This is a genomic window from Colwellia sp. C2M11, assembly GCF_018860915.1.
In the GTDB taxonomy this organism is placed as follows: domain Bacteria; phylum Pseudomonadota; class Gammaproteobacteria; order Enterobacterales; family Alteromonadaceae; genus Colwellia.
In genome coordinates this window covers 143,358-159,874 of sequence record NZ_JAHKQD010000048.1, presented here as the reverse complement: position 1 = coordinate 159,874, position 16,517 = coordinate 143,358, and the positions used below count along the sequence as shown (strand labels likewise).

Annotated in this window: 17 protein-coding genes; 12 read left to right on the top strand and 5 right to left on the bottom strand. The window is 36.7% G+C overall.

The window, feature by feature from the left end; genetic code table 11:
* The 6 genes from KO509_RS14705 to KO509_RS14680 form a co-directional block, all read left to right on the top strand.
* Positions 1 to 531, top strand: a 531-nt coding sequence (locus KO509_RS14705; RefSeq protein WP_215974018.1) for a type II secretion system protein N, incomplete at its 5' end; no start/stop codon positions are given.
* Between the two features lie 913 nt (positions 532 to 1,444).
* Positions 1,445 to 2,077 carry a transcriptional repressor LexA gene (gene lexA / locus KO509_RS14700; protein ID WP_215974017.1) on the top strand — a complete coding sequence of 211 codons (633 nt, stop codon included), beginning with the start codon at positions 1,445 to 1,447 and terminating at the stop codon, positions 2,075 to 2,077.
* A 749-nt stretch (positions 2,078 to 2,826) separates the two neighbouring features.
* Positions 2,827 to 3,990, top strand: coding sequence for a cytochrome c oxidase subunit II (gene coxB, locus KO509_RS14695; RefSeq protein ID WP_303495334.1), 1,164 nt, complete (start codon positions 2,827 to 2,829; stop codon positions 3,988 to 3,990).
* Positions 3,991 to 3,993: 3 nt separating this feature from the next.
* A complete protein-coding gene (ctaD, locus tag KO509_RS14690) occupies positions 3,994 to 5,583 on the top strand; it encodes a cytochrome c oxidase subunit I (RefSeq protein ID WP_215974016.1) in 1,590 nt (529 codons plus the stop codon).
* Positions 5,584 to 5,585: 2 nt separating this feature from the next.
* Positions 5,586 to 6,143 (top strand): cytochrome c oxidase assembly protein, encoded by a 558-nt coding sequence (locus tag KO509_RS14685; protein WP_215974015.1) that lies wholly within the window; start codon positions 5,586 to 5,588, stop codon positions 6,141 to 6,143.
* 47 nt (positions 6,144 to 6,190) lie between these two features.
* Positions 6,191 to 7,075 carry a cytochrome c oxidase subunit 3 gene (locus KO509_RS14680; protein WP_215974014.1) on the top strand — a complete coding sequence of 295 codons (885 nt, stop codon included), beginning with the start codon at positions 6,191 to 6,193 and terminating at the stop codon, positions 7,073 to 7,075.
* Positions 7,076 to 7,196: 121 nt separating this feature from the next.
* Here the strand turns inward: KO509_RS14680 and KO509_RS14675 are convergent, their stop codons facing one another.
* On the bottom strand, positions 7,197 to 7,409 hold the full coding sequence (locus KO509_RS14675) for a DUF2909 domain-containing protein (RefSeq protein ID WP_215974013.1): 213 nt from the start codon (positions 7,407 to 7,409) through the stop codon (positions 7,197 to 7,199).
* A gap of 47 nt (positions 7,410 to 7,456) precedes the next feature.
* Here KO509_RS14675 and KO509_RS14670 point away from each other — a divergent pair, with 47 nt between their 5' ends.
* The 5 genes from KO509_RS14670 to KO509_RS14650 are packed head-to-tail and all read left to right on the top strand — an operon-like array spanning position 7,457 to position 11,429.
* Positions 7,457 to 8,248 (top strand): SURF1 family protein, encoded by a 792-nt coding sequence (locus KO509_RS14670; RefSeq protein WP_215974012.1) that lies wholly within the window; start codon positions 7,457 to 7,459, stop codon positions 8,246 to 8,248.
* 1 nt (position 8,249) lies between these two features.
* Positions 8,250 to 8,843, top strand: coding sequence for a hypothetical protein (locus KO509_RS14665; protein ID WP_215974011.1), 594 nt, complete (start codon positions 8,250 to 8,252; stop codon positions 8,841 to 8,843).
* A gap of 1 nt (position 8,844) precedes the next feature.
* Complete coding sequence (locus KO509_RS14660) at positions 8,845 to 9,867, top strand: COX15/CtaA family protein (protein ID WP_215974010.1); 1,023 nt, start codon at positions 8,845 to 8,847, stop codon at positions 9,865 to 9,867.
* A gap of 14 nt (positions 9,868 to 9,881) precedes the next feature.
* Entirely contained in the window at positions 9,882 to 10,796 is a 915-nt protein-coding gene (gene cyoE, locus KO509_RS14655) for a heme o synthase (RefSeq protein WP_215974009.1), read from the top strand.
* 12 nt (positions 10,797 to 10,808) lie between these two features.
* Complete coding sequence (locus KO509_RS14650) at positions 10,809 to 11,429, top strand: SCO family protein (protein ID WP_215974008.1); 621 nt, start codon at positions 10,809 to 10,811, stop codon at positions 11,427 to 11,429.
* On the opposite strand, the gene KO509_RS14645 is transcribed toward KO509_RS14650, so the two are convergent.
* The 4 genes from KO509_RS14645 to nfuA form a co-directional block, all read right to left on the bottom strand.
* On the bottom strand, positions 11,426 to 12,475 hold the full coding sequence (locus tag KO509_RS14645) for a polysaccharide deacetylase family protein (RefSeq protein ID WP_252727612.1): 1,050 nt from the start codon (positions 12,473 to 12,475) through the stop codon (positions 11,426 to 11,428). The genes KO509_RS14650 and KO509_RS14645 overlap by 4 nt on opposite strands.
* A 68-nt stretch (positions 12,476 to 12,543) precedes the next feature.
* Positions 12,544 to 12,894 (bottom strand): VanZ family protein, encoded by a 351-nt coding sequence (locus KO509_RS14640; RefSeq protein WP_215974006.1) that lies wholly within the window; start codon positions 12,892 to 12,894, stop codon positions 12,544 to 12,546.
* Entirely contained in the window at positions 12,894 to 13,145 is a 252-nt protein-coding gene (locus KO509_RS14635; protein WP_215974005.1) for a hypothetical protein, read from the bottom strand. Before KO509_RS14635 ends, KO509_RS14640 begins: the two co-directional genes overlap by 1 nt.
* 8 nt (positions 13,146 to 13,153) lie before the next feature.
* On the bottom strand, positions 13,154 to 13,732 hold the full coding sequence (nfuA, locus tag KO509_RS14630) for a Fe-S biogenesis protein NfuA (RefSeq protein ID WP_215974004.1): 579 nt from the start codon (positions 13,730 to 13,732) through the stop codon (positions 13,154 to 13,156).
* A gap of 209 nt (positions 13,733 to 13,941) precedes the next feature.
* Between nfuA and KO509_RS14625 the strand changes: the two genes are divergently transcribed.
* The gene (locus tag KO509_RS14625) at positions 13,942 to 16,512 is read left to right on the top strand and encodes a M14 family zinc carboxypeptidase (RefSeq protein WP_215974003.1); all 2,571 of its coding nucleotides are present in this window, start codon (positions 13,942 to 13,944) and stop codon (positions 16,510 to 16,512) included.
* Positions 16,513 to 16,517 lie beyond the last annotated feature (5 nt).

The following is a 16,517-nucleotide window of genomic DNA, read 5'->3' as shown; positions in this document are numbered from 1 at the left end:
TTAAGCTTAACGCCTAAACTTGCCATTACTTTTGGTGACCCATTTAAAGCGGGTCCTGAAGGCAAGTTTGACTTAGCGCTTTCCTCAGAAAAAGCCACTCTAACCAATCTTAACTTGCTAGTAAGTGCTAACGAAGTAGCACAGCAGTTACCACTGCCTTTACCTATGCTAGCGCAAGGTGATGTTGAATTAACGGTATCTGCAGCAGAAATTGACCTCACTAAAAACAACCAATGTATTAGTGCAACAGGTAATGGTGCATGGTCGAAAGCAGGCATAACCGCTTTAGATAAAACAGTGCCATTAGGTCAACTCAACGCAGACATTAGCTGCGCGAACGGCGTATTAACTTTGGTTATGTCACCAAAAAATGATTTAGGCTTAACCTTTACCGCATCTGTTGGTCAAAATGGTAAAGCCTCTGGCAAAGGTTATTTAAAGCCGGGCCCTAAGTTTCCAAGCGCCCTTAATGACGCCTTACCTTTTTTAGGCACACCTGATAGCCGTGGTCGTTATCGTTTAGTTTTTTAGTTGGCTAATCACCCTACATACGCCTTAACAAAGAACATTGTTAGACGAAGGTGACCGACATCACCGTAGGGACGAATTTATTCGCCTAATAAGAACAGGCGACTGAAGTCACCCCTACATACGCCCTACATTCACCCTGCATACGACCTAACAAAAAACATTGTTAGGCGAAGGTGCTCGACATCACCGTAGAGGCGAATTTATTCGCCTAATAAGAACAGGCGACTGAAGTCGCCCCTACATACGCCCTACATTCACCCTACATACGCCTTAACAAAAAACATTGTTAGGCGAAGGTGATCGACATCACCGTAGGGGCGAATTTATTCGCCTAATAAGAACAGGCGACTGAAGTCGCCCCTACATACGCCCTACATTCACCCTACATACGCCTTAACAAAAAACATTGTTAGGCGAAGGTGTTCGACATCACCGTAGGGGCGAATTTATTCGCCTAATAAGAACAGGCGACATTCGTCGTCATTCCTTACCTTTTTAGGTACGCCTGATAGCCGTGGTCGCTACCGTTTAGTTTTTTAGTTTGATTAGTGGCTCACTTTATAATTAAGAGAGCCACTATCTTTTATTTTTGTAGATCAAATGCTTACTCGCATTCTCTTCTGGATTGGCACTCAATTAATATTGATTAACTTGTTTTCTGCTTTCCCAAAATTATTTTGTTCAAATAAAACTGATAAATACGCATGTGTATTTATCAAGCCTGTTCATTAAAGTAAATGATCAGGTTTTAAACTGATTCATTCTCCTATCACCTTAATTATATTGATAATTTTAAGTCCATATTCTAAGAATATGATCCTAAGGTTCTTAGTAACCCCTTGCGTTTATTAGTTGGCTGTATATAATGACAGTTGTGAATAAATACAGGTCTTTACCTAGAAAGGAAAAGCTAATGCTAGCAACAAATGAATTAAAGCCGTTAACTAATCGTCAACAACAAATATTTGACTTGATTAAAGATAAAATTCAAGAAACTGGAATGCCACCTACTAGAGCCGAAATAGCGAGTTTTTTTGGTTTTAAATCTGCCAATGCAGCAGAAGAACATTTAAAAGCATTAGCAAAAAAAGGTTATATTGAAATGTTGCCAGGAACATCTCGTGGCATACGGTTATCTGAGCAGTTTATTGAAGAAGAAGGTCTTCCTCTTATTGGTAGAGTAGCTGCAGGTGAGCCAATTTTAGCCGAAGAGCATGTTGAAGAGCATTATCAAATGAGTGGTAGTTTATTCCACCCCGTGGCTAATTACTTGTTACGAGTAAATGGTGAAAGCATGAAAAATATTGGTATTTTAGATGGTGATCTATTAGCAGTACATCAAACAACTGACGTGCAAAATGGTCAAGTGATTGTTGCTAGAGTAGAAAATGAAGTGACAGTAAAACGCTTCAAACGTGATGGTAATATCGTCTATTTACAAGCTGAAAATGAAGATTTTGAACCTATCAAGGTAGATCTTAGCTCTCAAGATTTCTACATTGAAGGGCTTGCTGTTGGTATTATTCGTAACGGCAATTGGATGTAAGTTTTCTTTTTTATATTTTTTAATTGTTGCTATACCTTAGTGACAATTTTTATTAGTTATATTCACTAGCTTTATTTTATTAAATAAAAACCTCTCAAATTTGGTTGTTAAATAATCAATTAATAATTATTGATTATATCAATAGCCAAAATTCCCCTAGACTATACCAGTCATGCTATAGAGACAGCTTAGAGTAGTTACTCTATTGATTATATTAGCTTTTATCTAAATTATAATTTGACCTAGGTTAAGTTTTGAGCGATTCTAGAAGGTGAATCGAACAAATTAATACCAGTTTCATTAATTAAGTGAACAATTTTATACGTAGAAAAAACAGCCAAATACAAGGCATTTATTTCAATAACTAGTTGTTCTAATTATTAAATAAATAATGATGTAGTTGGTGATTTTAGCAAGTAGAAATGATCACATAGCTAGTGAGATTGCTATAACTAGCAAAAAACTGAATAAGAATAAAAAAGACGTCAATGCGCTAATTCGATAGCTAAACTTAAATATTTACGCTTATGTCATTTGAGTTAGTCATATCACGTCAGTTAATTTAATAAATTTCAAATTAAGTGCTTAATTAGAAAATAATAATAACTAAATTAACAGATCATCAGTTAAATGATTTTTGATGTACATTGCTGCTTTTCTGTTTTCTATTTTTATATGTTGTTTTAAACGGTGAATTATTACACCGATTTTATTTAAAACGAAGTAAATATTGATAGGGGAGAGGTTGAGTGAATAGAAGTAATCAACGTTGGTGGATGGAAATTTGTCTTGTTTGTTTAAGCTTATTTTCCAGTTCAGCTTGGTCAGATTCACAGTTAAATTTGACTAAAGGCGTAACGGCAGTTAGTAGGGAGGTGTATGATTTACATATGCTAGCACTCTACATATGTACTGGTATTGGGGTTGTTGTTTTTGGAGCGATGTTTTGGTCTATGATCTTCCATCGTAAATCAAAAGGAGCAAAAGCAGCTGACTTTCATGAAAGCACTAAAGTAGAAATACTCTGGACGGCAATTCCTGTCGTTATTCTTATCGCAATGGCCGTTCCGGCAACTAGTACCTTAATTGACATGGAAAATAATGATAACTCCGATGTCACTATTCAAGTTACAGGCTCGCAGTGGAAGTGGCATTATAAATATTTTGATCAAAATATTGAATATTACTCGGTATTGTCTACCCCGCGCGAGCAGTATGAAAATCAGGACGGTAGCTTTAGTGGTAATGGTGCTCTAAAAGGAGAAGATTACTTACTTGAAGTGGACAAGCCTTTAGTTATTCCTGCTAATAAAAAAGTCCGCTTTTTAATTACTTCTGATGATGTTATTCATTCTTGGTGGGTTCCTGCTTTTGCTGTTAAACAAGATGCTAATCCTGGCTTTATAAATGAAGCTTGGACAAATGTTGATGAGCCTGGAGTTTATCGCGGTCAATGTGCTGAGCTTTGCGGCAAAGATCATGGCTTTATGCCGATTGTAGTCGAAGTAAAATCTAGCGAAGACTATGATAAGTGGTTGGATGAACAACACGCATTGACTGCTCAAGCTGAAAATGCAGAGAAGGCATCATTAAGCTCTTCTATGAGTAAAGCAGAACTAATGCAGCTTGGCGAAACCGTATATCTTGCTCATTGTGCTGCATGTCATCAGCCTACAGGATTGGGCTTACCTCCTACATTTCCTGCACTTAAAGGGAGTGCTATTGCCACTCAAGGCTCTATTGAAGAGCATTTAACTTTAGTCATTAACGGCAAGGGTATGATGCCTCCGTTTGGGAAACAACTCAGTTTAAAAGAAATCGCCGCGGTTACTACATTCGAGCGTAATGCTTGGGGTAATGAAACCGGTGATTTAGTACAAAGCTCAGATGTTAAAGCGGTAAGCGAGGAGTAAGAGATGACGACACATACAATAGATGAATCGCTTGATGATGCACATCATGATCATAAAATGAAAGGTATTAAGCGATGGTTATATACAACAAACCATAAAGATATAGGGACTCTCTACTTATGGTTTTCTTTTATCATGTTATTAACTGGCGGTGCTTTAGCTATGGTGATCCGTGCTGAATTATTTCAGCCAGGTTTACAAATAGTAGAGCCAGACTTTTTTAATCAGTTAACTACTGTTCATGGTCTTATAATGGTTTTTGGTGCCATAATGCCAGCATTTACCGGTTTTGCTAACTGGATGTTGCCCATGATGATTGGTGCGCCGGATATGGCATTACCGCGAATGAATAACTGGAGTTTTTGGATTCTTCCTTTTGCATTTGCCATTCTGCTTAGTTCATTTTTTATGGAAAGCGGTGCGCCAAATTTTGGTTGGACATTTTATGCGCCTTTATCGACAACATATTCAAATGGTAGCACGGCATTTTTTGTTTTTGCTGTTCATATTATGGGGGTATCTTCAATTATGGGCGCAATTAATATTGTTGTGACTATTATGAATATGCGTGCACCGGGTATGACTTACATGAAAATGCCATTATTCGTTTGGACATTTTTCATAATGGCTTATTTACTCATTGCTGTTATGCCGGTGTTAGCGGGTGTTGTTACTATGGTGTTGACCGATACTTATTTCGGAACTAGCTTCTTTAATGCTGCTGGGGGCGGTGATCCTGTAATGTTCCAGCATATTTTTTGGTTTTTTGGACACCCTGAAGTTTATATTATGATTTTGCCGGCATTTGGTATTGTTTCAACTATCATTCCTGCCTTTGCTCGTAAAAAGTTATTTGGTTATAGCTCTATGGTGTATGCCACTGGCTCAATTGCACTGTTGTCATTCATTGTTTGGGCACACCATATGTTCACCACGGGTATGCCTTTATTTGGTGAGCTGTTCTTTATGTATTGTACTATGCTGATTGCCGTGCCCACAGGTGTGAAAGTATTTAACTGGGTCGCAACAATGTGGCGTGGTTCAATGACTTTTGAGGTACCAATGTTGTTCTCAATTGCCTTTGTGATTTTGTTCACAATTGGGGGGTTTTCTGGCTTAATGTTGGCATTAACTCCCGTAGACTTTCAATACCACGATACTTACTTTGTGGTTGCGCATTTTCATTATGTACTTGTAACTGGTTCATTATTTTCTATTTATGCCGGAGCGTATTTTTGGTTACCTAAGTGGACAGGGCATATGTATAGCGACTCCCTTTCTAAATGGCATTTCTGGTGTTCATTAATTTCAGTCAATCTACTCTTCTTCCCAATGCACTTTTTAGGTTTAGCTGGCATGCCTAGACGTATTCCGGATTATGCATTGCAATTTGCTGATTTTAATAAATGGGTCAGCATTGGTGGTTTTGCTTTTGGTTTATCACAATTGATTTTCTTAGCCGTTGTTATTAAGTGTATTCGAGGTGGAAATAAGGCCCCAGCTAAACCATGGGATGGGGCTGAGGGATTAGAATGGACCGTGGCAAGTCCAGCTCCATATCATACCTTTAGTACGCCGCCTAAGGTGGATTAGTTATGAGCGATAATACCGAGCAAAAACTTGTTAAACCGAATAACAGTAAAGTTATTAAAAAGTTAGTATTCATGGTATTTGCTATGTTTGGTTTCGGGTTTGCACTTGTACCTTTGTATGATGTTTTTTGTGATATTACGGGCTTAAACGGTAAGACCAATGATGTAGCCGTAGTTTATTCTGATAATGGTATTGATACGTCACGTACAATAAAGGTGCAATTTATTACGCGAATGGCGAAAGGAATTCCTTGGCAATTCGAACCTATAATTAATGAAATTTCTGTACACCCAGGTGAAATGAAATTCGTTAATTTCTTTGCTAAAAATGAAGCGAATCATGATATTACAGGGCAAGCTGTTCCTTCTGTTTCGCCAGGCTTAGCCGCTGGATATTTTCAAAAAATAGAGTGTTTTTGTTTTGAGCGGCAACCATTAAGAAGTGGTGAAGAAGTCGAGATGGGTTTACAGTTTTATGTTGATATTGATTTGCCTGTGGATATTCACACCCTGACATTATCATACACTTTGTATGATATTACTGAAAAAAAAGACTCATAAACTATTTATCACGCTTATAAATATTATGAGTAAAAGAGGTAATAAAAATGACAACCAAAGAATATGAAAGTTATTACGTACCATCACAAAGCCATTGGCCAATTGTAGGTGCAGTTGCATTATTTATGATTGCTGTCGGGGCTGCTAATTATGTTACCGATATTAAAAATGAAGTTAGTGGTTATGGTGGTTATTTGCTACTAGCGGGAATTGCTTTAGTCATTTATATGGTAGTTGGCTGGTTTAGTAATGTTATTAATGAATCGATGGCTGGAAAGTACAGTCGTCAAATGGATAATTCATTTCGACAAGGAATGAGTTGGTTTATTTTTTCTGAGGTTATGTTCTTCGCTGCCTTTTTTGGCGCACTATTATACGCACGTACTTTTTCTATACCGTGGTTAGATGGTGCTGGAAATAATGCGGAAACAGCGGCTGTTTTATGGCCAGAGTTTACTGCTAGTTGGCCATTAATTAAAACACCTGGAGGCACCGAAACTACTGCTATGGGATGGTATGGATTACCATTAATTAATACTATCCTATTATTAACTTCTTCCATTACCGCACATTTTGCCCATGTTGCGCTAGAAAAAAATAAGCGATCACAGCTAAAAGCTTGGTTAGGATTTACTATTATTTTAGGTTTGACCTTTATTAGTCTACAAGTTTTAGAGTATTCCCATGGTTATTCTGAAGAAATGCAACTGTATTTAACAAGTGGGATCTACGGTAATACCTTTTACATGTTAACTGGGTTTCATGGTTTACATGTAACACTAGGCTGCATTATGTTAATTGTTATGTTCTTTAGAGTGTTAAAAGGACATTTTACACCTGAAAATCATTTTGCATTTCAGGCAACAAGTTGGTACTGGCATTTTGTTGACGTAGTGTGGGTACTACTTTTTCTATTCGTCTACATTTTGTGATGTTAAATACTTTGCTAAATCCGTAATAACTGCATTGAAGGTACTCATTAATTGGCGTCAACTCCGTGCCTTCGCTTTGCTCTAACGAATTTATTTATCAAAAATTATAAAAATATTAACTTTAATAAGGTCTTGGGTTTGGTGTAATTAGGCCGGTGAGTAACCCTATTAGTATTAAAATCACTATCGCTACCGAGACCATTAATCTCCGGCCAATGTATTTAGTCATAGAAGGTTGGTTTGGATCGGGCTTTTTATTCATAATAAATAAAGCACGAAAGAGGTTGTAAACCATGAATAGCATAAGTGTGATAATAATAATTTTAAATAACATACACTCAATATCCTAAGTATTAACTTGTTGTAAGGATTTTATTTTTGATGCCAAGTAGTACACCTTTAAGTATTGATCAAAAGCGATCAAATTATTTTAGTAAGCATAATTTACTTTGGCTAGTCTTTACTGTGCTCGTTTTTTCAACATTAGTAAAGCTTGGCTTTTGGCAAATTAGTAGGGCATTAGAAAAAGAGCAGCGATTAGCACAGATTGACAAACTAAGCGCTAAAAAACCAATCTCACTAAGTCAGGTTTTAACCCTCTCAAATAATGGAAGTTCTTTAAATAAAATCAACGATTTCCCTGTATATATCGAAGGAAGCTTTGATGAAGGAAAAGTATTCTTATTAGATAACCAAGTGAGTAAAGGGCGTTTAGGGTATCGGGTCTACCAAGTAGCAGAAACAAGTAAACACGCAGTATTGGTAAGTCTTGGTTGGATACAAGGATCAATAAATAGGCAAGAAATACCGGATGTATCAGCCTTGAGTGGGCAATATAAATTTAAAGGGCATATTCGTTTAATAGAAGTAGGTATTCAATTAGTAGAGCAAGTATTTTCTCAAGCAAGCTGGCCATTAAGAGTGCAGCAAATTGAATTAGATAAGTTTTCAGCTTTACTCAAGCGAGAGTTATTGCCTTTTGTTATTTATTTAGACGAAAGTGAAAAAATAGGCTTTGAAAAAAATTGGCAACCTATAGTGATGCCACCAGAAAAACATCGTGCTTATGCTTTTCAGTGGTTTAGTTTGGCGATAGCTTGGTTACTTTTAATGTTATGGGCTAAGTTTAGTATAAGTAAGGGTGATAATAAAAATAATAGTAAGGCGAAATAATATGAATTCAGTACACAATGAAGTATCAGGTGTTCAAGAGGCAACCATTAAAAAGAGTAATCGTCGAAGCTTTTTATTGATGATTGTTGTTTTTTTGTTACCCGTTATATTGGCTAAACTTGCTTTAGATGGCGAGTGGTTGGCAAAAAGTGTAACGAATAAGGGGACTTTGTTAACTGAGGAGCTAACGCTTGATAAATTAGGAATCGACAATTCAGCGTTTGAACATCAGTGGTTGATTCTTTATAGCCTCCCATTGAACTGTGAGGAAAACTGTCAACATACTTTAGAGTCTGTTCATAATACTTATGTAGCTTTGGGTAAATATATGCCTAGAGTTACCCCTGTTGCTCTGTATCAGTCTGTGCTGTCTAACGATCAACTGCAACACCTTTCACAAAGTCAGTGGCAGCTAGTAGCAACCCCAAGTAAAGCTAAAACAATTATAACAGAGCAAAAAATATGGTTGGTTGACCCCCTTGGTAATGTTTTTATGAGCCATGAAATACCTAATGACACTAAGCAATTACCACATTTCGGTAAACAGATTTTAGCTGATATGAAAAAAATTCTTAAATATTCAAAGGTTGGTTAATATGAGCAATGTAGCACTGAATAGCGATCACACTAATATACTTAGAAAGTTAGTCATTCTGAGTATTGTGTTAGCGTTTATTGTTATTGCTTTAGGTGCATATACAAGACTGACGCATGCAGGACTAGGCTGCCCAGACTGGCCTACTTGTTACGGACAACTTGATGTACCTAAAACAGCAGAGCAAATTGCGAAAGCTGAATTAGCATTTCCTGAACGGCCCGTTGAGCCTCATAAAGCTTGGAATGAAATGATCCATCGATATTTCGCTGGTGCATTAGGTTTGTTTATTCTCGCTATTGCTTTTTTGTCATTTAAAAATCGTCATCAAAACACACCTTTACGCCTACCTTTACTTATTTTAGCGGTTGTTATTTTTCAAGCTGTATTAGGTATGTGGACAGTAACCATGATGTTAATGCCAATAGTGGTTATGGCTCACTTACTTGGCGGCTTTACTACTTTGAGTTTGCTATTTTTGTTGCATTTACGTTTACGAAAAACTCAAATAAGCGTCAGTGAGGCTCCAGTAAAAAAATATGGCAGCTTTGCTTTGCTTGGTATTATTGTTTTGGTTGGGCAAATAGGATTAGGGGGCTGGACGTCATCTCATTATGCTGCGTTAAGTTGTGTTGAATTACCTATTTGTCAGCCGGGCTGGCAAGAGCAACTGACTTTTGAAAACTCTTTTGACTTAGTGCCACCCGCACAGGAAAGTTATGAATTTGGGCACTTGCCTCATGAGGATCGTGTCACTATTCATGTGACGCATCGTTTTGGCGCTATTATTACTACAGTCTATTTAACTTGGTTGATGATAATGGTTTACCTTAGAGCTAAAACCAACGCCCTTAAAGTAGCAACATTAGTTGTAGGGGTTGCTTTAACAAGCCAGGTTTTACTTGGAATTTCTAATATTGTCTTGTCATTGCCGCTTGGCATTGCTGTTGCGCATAACGTGGTAGCGGCCTGCTTAATGTTAACGCTTATTAATTTAACTTATCGCTTGTACCATAGAGTATAAGGTAAGGAGATATAATGTCTGATGAAGTGCTAAATAATACAAAAATACCTACTATATCGATTTCTAGGTGGCGAGCTTATTATGATATTACTAAGCCAAAAGTAGTTGCTTTGTTAGTATTGACCGCGTTAGTTGGCATGAGTTTATCTGTGCCAGGCGGTTTGCCTTGGCAACTATTGCTACCTGCTATGTTAGGTATTGCGTTATTGTCATCTGCAGCGGCGGCAATTAATCACATTGTCGATGAAAAGATTGATGCGGTTATGGGCAGAACACATAATAGACCTTTACCTGAAGGTCGAATCACCACTAATAATGCCATCGTGTTTGCTTTTAGTATTGCCTTATTGGGTTTCATTCTACTCTATGGGTTAGTTAATCCATTAACGGCTTACTTAACGTTATCAGGGTTAGTGGGCTATAGTTTTGTTTATACCTTATATTTGAAGCGTGCAACTCCACAAAACATTACTATTGGCGGTCTCGCTGGTGCTATCCCGCCGTTACTAGGTTGGACAGCTATGACAAATGAAATTCATCCACATGCCTTGTTATTGGTTCTATTAGTTTTTACTTGGACACCGCCGCATTTTTGGGCCTTAGCCATTCATCGTAAAGATGAATATGCGAAAGTGAATATCCCCATGTTACCTGTGACGCATGGTATTAGCTTTACGAAAACCCAGATTTTACTTTATACCGTATTGTTATTTATTGTGGGTTTATTGCCTTATTTAGTTGGCATGAGTAATTGGCTATACTTAATTGGTGCTGTAGTACTTAATGCTATCTTTTTTGCTTATGCGTGGAAGCTTAAATTTAATGCTGATGAAAATACGGCTATGGATACATTCAAGTTTTCTATTATCCACTTGATGTTACTATTTATTATTTTGTTACTTGATCATTATTTATTGCCAATAGGCTAGAGAAACTAAGGTATGAAAAATTATGTAATTTACATCGGCGGTTTTATTGCCGCTGTTATTGGAGTCTTGGCATTTCAACAAGTCAATAATGTTGAGCAACCAGAGCATGCTTTGTATTATCAACAGCCCAGAATAATTAAGCCCTTTGAATTAACGGATCATACCGGTCAGTTATTTACTAAAGCTCAATTAAAAGATAATTGGTCACTGGTATTTTTAGGTTATACCTCTTGTCCTGATATTTGCCCTACTACATTACAAAATTTAGGTTTCATTTATGATGATTTAAAAGCGATAGCGAGCAACAGCCAAGTATTGTTAGTAACTGTTGATCCACATAGAGATACTCAAGAAAAATTAAACCAATATATACCTTATTTTAACGATGAATTCATTGCATTAAGGGGAGAGCATAGTGCGCTATTTCCTTTCGCACGTAATTTAGGTTTAATGTACGCTATTAGCGATGAAAGTGAAGGATATTTGGTTGATCACAGTGCGTCAATAGTGCTCATTAATCCTGATGGAAATATATCGTCTATATTTAAGCCTGAGCAAGAAGTTGGCAAAGTACCGGCCATTGATAGTGAGAAATTACTCAGTGATTATAAAAAAATAGTCGCGCTCTATTAAAGGCTGTACCAAGCTCCACCTTGTTGTAAAATAAACCATGGCTTCGAGTACCAATAGTATTGCCCTGGGTTATTTATACTCGCAGCGGTACAATTACAACGTACTCGGCCTACAGGTAAGTCACCGTTAAATTTGATAGTAAAACTATTATCTCCCTGCCATTGTACTTTTTGTTTACCTAAGCCGGAAATATAACAATTTAGACCTGATTTATAAAAGTCGTCAGTTTCTATAGTAAAAGTAACTTGTGAAATTTGTTTGTGCTCAAAGATAGTTTCAGCATCTTTGCCTTCTAATTTGATAGTAAAAGGTAAAGAATTAAGTTTATCTCTTAATGCTGATATTTCATCGTAAGGCATTGAGGCAGGGAAGCGCGGTATACTGGTTAAATCTGTATTTAGTCCAACAGCACCAGACTGTTGTGAAAAGGCAATAAAATCATTCTCTTTGGCCCAGTTTTGTATGGTAGGGCTGTATTCACCATAAGGATATGCATAATATCGCCAACTTTGACCTGTTTTCTCTTCAATTATTTGCTCTGCTTTTAATAAGAGTGCACTCTGTTTAGCTAACCATTGAGTTTGCGTTAGATTGTCTGGAATTCTGGTCATAGAGTCGTGAGTAAAGCCATGGTTGGCAATAATGACTCCTTCATCAGCTAGGGCTTTAAGTTGTTCCCATGAAAGGTAAGAAGATGAACTTTGAGTAATAACACTTGGGTTCACAAAAATAGTGTAAGGGTAATTAAATTTATCAAGTAATGGCTTAGCATTTGTTTCTATGTCAAGGTATGCATCATCAAATGTAATGACTACTGTTTTATTTTTTAATGGTTGTTGCTTTTTAATTTTATCTATCAATTGAGATAGGGGAATAACATTAAAATTGTGCTCTTGCAGGTATTTTAGGTGCACTTCAAACTGAGTAGGGGTAATACTGGTACTTTTAGGGGTAGTGTCACTAACATGATGGTATTGCAAAATAACAGCACCAAAACTGGTTGAGTGAAAAAATAATAACAATAAGGTGATAAAATTAAGTTTCATGAGCATCTCTTTTCGCACTGTTAGCTTAAAATACCGTTTTTTTAATCAAATGACTAGTAATAGACTACTTAAGCATTATTTTTCGTACAAAAAAGTATTATTTTTGCTAACAACCAACCAAACATAAGCCCTACAGTATTAGCTAATAAATCTAACCATTCTCCATAGCGGTTAACATAAGGTTGAACTAATTCAATTACACCGCTAAATGTAATAAAGCTAAGAACAAAATACAAAGAATATTTTGGGTGTCGTAATGCCGCTGGTAAAGCTAATGCAGCATAAGCAATGAAATGGTGTGTTTTATCAGTGCCTGGCACACTCGGTAAATGAATTGCAGGCCATAGTGATAATGTAGTAATAGCGACAATGAGTATAACTGTAAGATGAGACCAGTACTTCTGAATTAGATGAAGCATTAAGAAAGTTCTTTATCTTTGTGTTTATTTAGAATATTAAACCAGCGATTAGCAAAAATACCTAAATAACCCCAAGCGGAAATTATACAACCTAGAGCAATTAAAATCAGACCAGCTACTTGCCACAAGTGGTGGTAATAGTAACCGAAAGCAATAAATAATAAACCTAGGCTAAATAGGCCAAGCCCACGCAAAAAAATGGATAGACTTCGTGCGGGATCTTGACCTAATTTGGCTAATAAATTATTCATAAATTAATTTAATAGTAAGAGTGATCACCACGTTCATGTTCTGTGGCATCTTTTACGCCTTTAATTTCATCACCCATCATTTCGATGAGCTGAGCTTCAATACCATCTTTTACGGTAACATCTATTTGACTACAACCGTTACAGCCACCGCCAAATTGTAATACAGCATAGCCGTCATCGGTAATTTCAACTAAAGTACATTCACCACCATGTCCTGCTAATTGGGGGTTAACTTCCGCTTGTAAAAAATAATGAACACGTTCAAATAATGGAGCGTCATCAGCAACTTTACGCAATTTAGCATTTGGCGCTTTAAGGGTTAATTGAGAGCCCATTTGATCAGTAACAAAATCTATCTCGGCTTCTTCTAAAAAGCTTTTACTGTCAGCGTCAACCATGGCAGAAAATCCATCAAATGGTAATTCTATGTCATCAGGCTCTACAGCATCGGCAGGGCAATATGATACACCGCATTCTGCCTTAGCGGTTCCCGGGTTTACAACAAAGACACGAATATGGGTCCCTTCTGCTTGTTGGGATAATAGCTTAATAAAATGCTCTTGGGCGGTAGGGGATATAGTGATCATAATACAGTAACTCGCTTGTGCTCTTCAGTTTGAAACAGGAAATATAATCAAGCCATCGCAAAATAGATATTTATGAGGACTTAATAGCTTGAGTATACTTGAGCGTTTTACTCAAGTATAGGTATTTTACTTTGCAATATTGCTATGCGCTAATGATTTTTATGCTTTTATTTGCTATTTTAGCTGAGTTCATCAAATTGGAAGTTATTATGTCATTATATCGTTTGTTTACCTTGTTTATTTTAGTCATTCCTACGTGGATTTCTTTCGCTCAACCAGTACAAGAATATTTACCGAAACAAGCTACATTTAATTCAAGTACCCCTTTACCAAGTACAACGTTAGGTTTCGGAATAGGTGAACGTCACATAAGACATGATCAATTAAAGCAATACTTTAATACGCTAGCGCAAGATTCTACACGTATAAAAATGACTTCTATCGGTAGAACGCCACAGCAACGCGAGCAATTTTTAGTGACTATTTCAAGTCCTGAAAACTTAGTTAACTTAGATAATCTTCTAGCAAAAAGGCATGTACCCTACCAAACCCAAGCATCAAATAATGCCAATGAACCCTTGGTCATATGGTTAGGATATAGTGTTCATGGCGATGAAATTACTGGGGCTAATGCAGCTATGGTAGTGGCTTATTATTTAGCGGCTAGTGAAGAAGAACGTATTGAAACTATGCTAGCGAATACGATCATTGTCTTAGAGCCGAGCATTAATCCAGATGGAATGGATAGATTTGCGAGTTGGGCGGCTACCTATAGAAGCTCTGCGGGTAATAGTGATCCTGAAACTATTGAACATCACCAAGGTTGGGTTAGTGGCCGAACTAATCATTTTTGGTTTGATCTTAACCGAGATTGGTTGTTGTTAACGCAACAAGAAAGTCAACACAGACTGAAGTATTTTCATCAATATCAACCTCATGTGTTAGGTGACTACCATGAGATGGGCGCTAACAGTAGTTATTTTTTTCAACCAGGTATTGCAAGCAGAACACACCCACTAACACCTAGAAAAAATGTGACGCTAACTAAAGCACTAGCGAAGTTTCATGCAAAAGCATTAGATTCAGCTCAACGTTTATATTATAGCGAAGAAAATTTTGATGACTTTTATTATGGGAAAGGTTCAACTTATCCTGATATTAATGCTGGTATTGGTATTTTATTTGAGCAAGCTAGTTCTCGAGGTATGCAACAAGATACGATTAATGGTTTGTTAACATTTGAATATGGTATTCAAAACCATGTTTTAACATCGCTTTCAACTATTGAAGGTGCATGGGAAAACCGTCAAGTACTTAAAGACTATAGACAAGATTTTTATCAACAAGCGCTTAAAAAAGCTAAAAAAGAAAAGTTTACTGGTTATTTACTTAGCGAATCGCAAGATGCTTATCGCTTAAATACTTTACTAGATAAATTAGCACAGCATCAAATTAACGTGTATCAACTTGCAGAAGACTTTAATTATAAAGAAAAAAATTATGCTAAAGAAACAAGTTATTATGTACCGATAGTGCAAAGCCAATACCGAGTTATTCAAGCTTTATTTACCCAAGGAACTGATTTTCCAGATAATACTTTTTATGATGTTTCCGGCTGGACTATGCCGCTAGCAATGAATATTGATTTTCAAGCTCTCGATAAAACTAGAGGTTTAACACTGAAAAAAGAGCCTTGGTCTTCAAAAGATATTGCTCATGTAAGCAAGTTATCTACTAAGGATACAGATTATGCGTATGCATTTGAATGGCATCATTTTTTAGCACCTAAGCTACTAAATAAACTACAAAATAAAAAGATCAAAACTAAAGTAGCAACAAGTGAATTTGTTAGTCAAGTTGATGGTAAGCAGAGAGTATTTGCAGCTGGTACTATTATTATTCCTGCCGGTATTCAGCAAACGTCGAATTGGCGTGAAAGCTTAGCTGAGCTAGCACATGAAACTAATATAGCGTTAGTAACAATTAATAGTGGTTTAACTAGTCAAGGCATAGATTTGGGTAGTAATTCATTTAAAACTTTAGAACAGCCAAAAGTACTATTGTTAGGTGGTAATGGGATCTCTCAATACGAAGCAGGCGAAATTCGCTATTATCTTGATGAAATATTACAAATTCCCGTTAGTATTATTGAGCATTCTCGTTTATCAACGGTTGATTTATCAAATTACAGTCATGTAATTTTAGTTAATGGTGACTATAGAGTTCTTTCAGATAGTCATGTTAGTCAATTGAAGCTATGGCTTAAGCAAGGCGGTGTAGTTTTTGCTCAAAAAAGTGGTGCACAGTGGCTAGCTAAACAAAATATATTATCTGCTAGCTTTGTAGGGAAACAAGAGATTGATCAGTTGTTTAATAGTCAAGGATTAACTTACCAAGACAAAGAACAGCTTAGCGCGAAAAAACGTATAGCCGGCGCTATTTTTGCTACAGAGCTTGATACCTCACACCCCCTTGCTTTTGGTTATACCGATAAACAGTTACCTTTATTTAGAAATAGCACCCTCATTATGAATTCAAGGCAGCAACCTTTCCTAACGGTTGCAAAATATCATGAAGAGCCATTGTTAAGTGGTTATACAGACGAAAAACTAGTTAACCTTATCGCGGATAACTCAGCGCTTGTTGCGCATAATTATGGGCAAGGTCGTGTTATTGCTACGGCTGATGTATTAGCCTTTCGTGGCTATTGGTTAGGAAGTGCAAAATTATTGGCAAATAGTTTGTTTTTTGCTAAAGCTTTTAATGCACCAACAAGGTAAATATT

Bases quoted from the DNA above. Each gene is read 5' to 3' on its own strand.
- KO509_RS14635 (WP_215974005.1), bottom strand. From the start codon at position 13,145: ATGAATAATTTATTAGCCAAATTAGGTCAAGATCCCGCACGAAGTCTA.
- KO509_RS14640 (WP_215974006.1), bottom strand. From the start codon at position 12,894: ATGCTTCATCTAATTCAGAAGTACTGGTCTCATCTTACAGTTATACTC.
- KO509_RS14685 (WP_215974015.1), top strand. From the start codon at position 5,586: ATGAGCGATAATACCGAGCAAAAACTTGTTAAACCGAATAACAGTAAA.
- KO509_RS14665 (WP_215974011.1), top strand. From the start codon at position 8,250: ATGAATTCAGTACACAATGAAGTATCAGGTGTTCAAGAGGCAACCATT.
- KO509_RS14625 (WP_215974003.1), top strand. From the start codon at position 13,942: ATGTCATTATATCGTTTGTTTACCTTGTTTATTTTAGTCATTCCTACG.
- lexA (WP_215974017.1), top strand. From the start codon at position 1,445: ATGCTAGCAACAAATGAATTAAAGCCGTTAACTAATCGTCAACAACAA.
- KO509_RS14660 (WP_215974010.1), top strand. From the start codon at position 8,845: ATGAGCAATGTAGCACTGAATAGCGATCACACTAATATACTTAGAAAG.
- KO509_RS14650 (WP_215974008.1), top strand. From the start codon at position 10,809: ATGAAAAATTATGTAATTTACATCGGCGGTTTTATTGCCGCTGTTATT.
- KO509_RS14680 (WP_215974014.1), top strand. From the start codon at position 6,191: ATGACAACCAAAGAATATGAAAGTTATTACGTACCATCACAAAGCCAT.
- cyoE (WP_215974009.1), top strand. From the start codon at position 9,882: ATGTCTGATGAAGTGCTAAATAATACAAAAATACCTACTATATCGATT.
- KO509_RS14645 (WP_252727612.1), bottom strand. From the start codon at position 12,475: ATGAAACTTAATTTTATCACCTTATTGTTATTATTTTTTCACTCAACC.
- KO509_RS14670 (WP_215974012.1), top strand. From the start codon at position 7,457: ATGCCAAGTAGTACACCTTTAAGTATTGATCAAAAGCGATCAAATTAT.
- ctaD (WP_215974016.1), top strand. From the start codon at position 3,994: ATGACGACACATACAATAGATGAATCGCTTGATGATGCACATCATGAT.
- nfuA (WP_215974004.1), bottom strand. From the start codon at position 13,732: ATGATCACTATATCCCCTACCGCCCAAGAGCATTTTATTAAGCTATTA.
- KO509_RS14675 (WP_215974013.1), bottom strand. From the start codon at position 7,409: ATGTTATTTAAAATTATTATTATCACACTTATGCTATTCATGGTTTAC.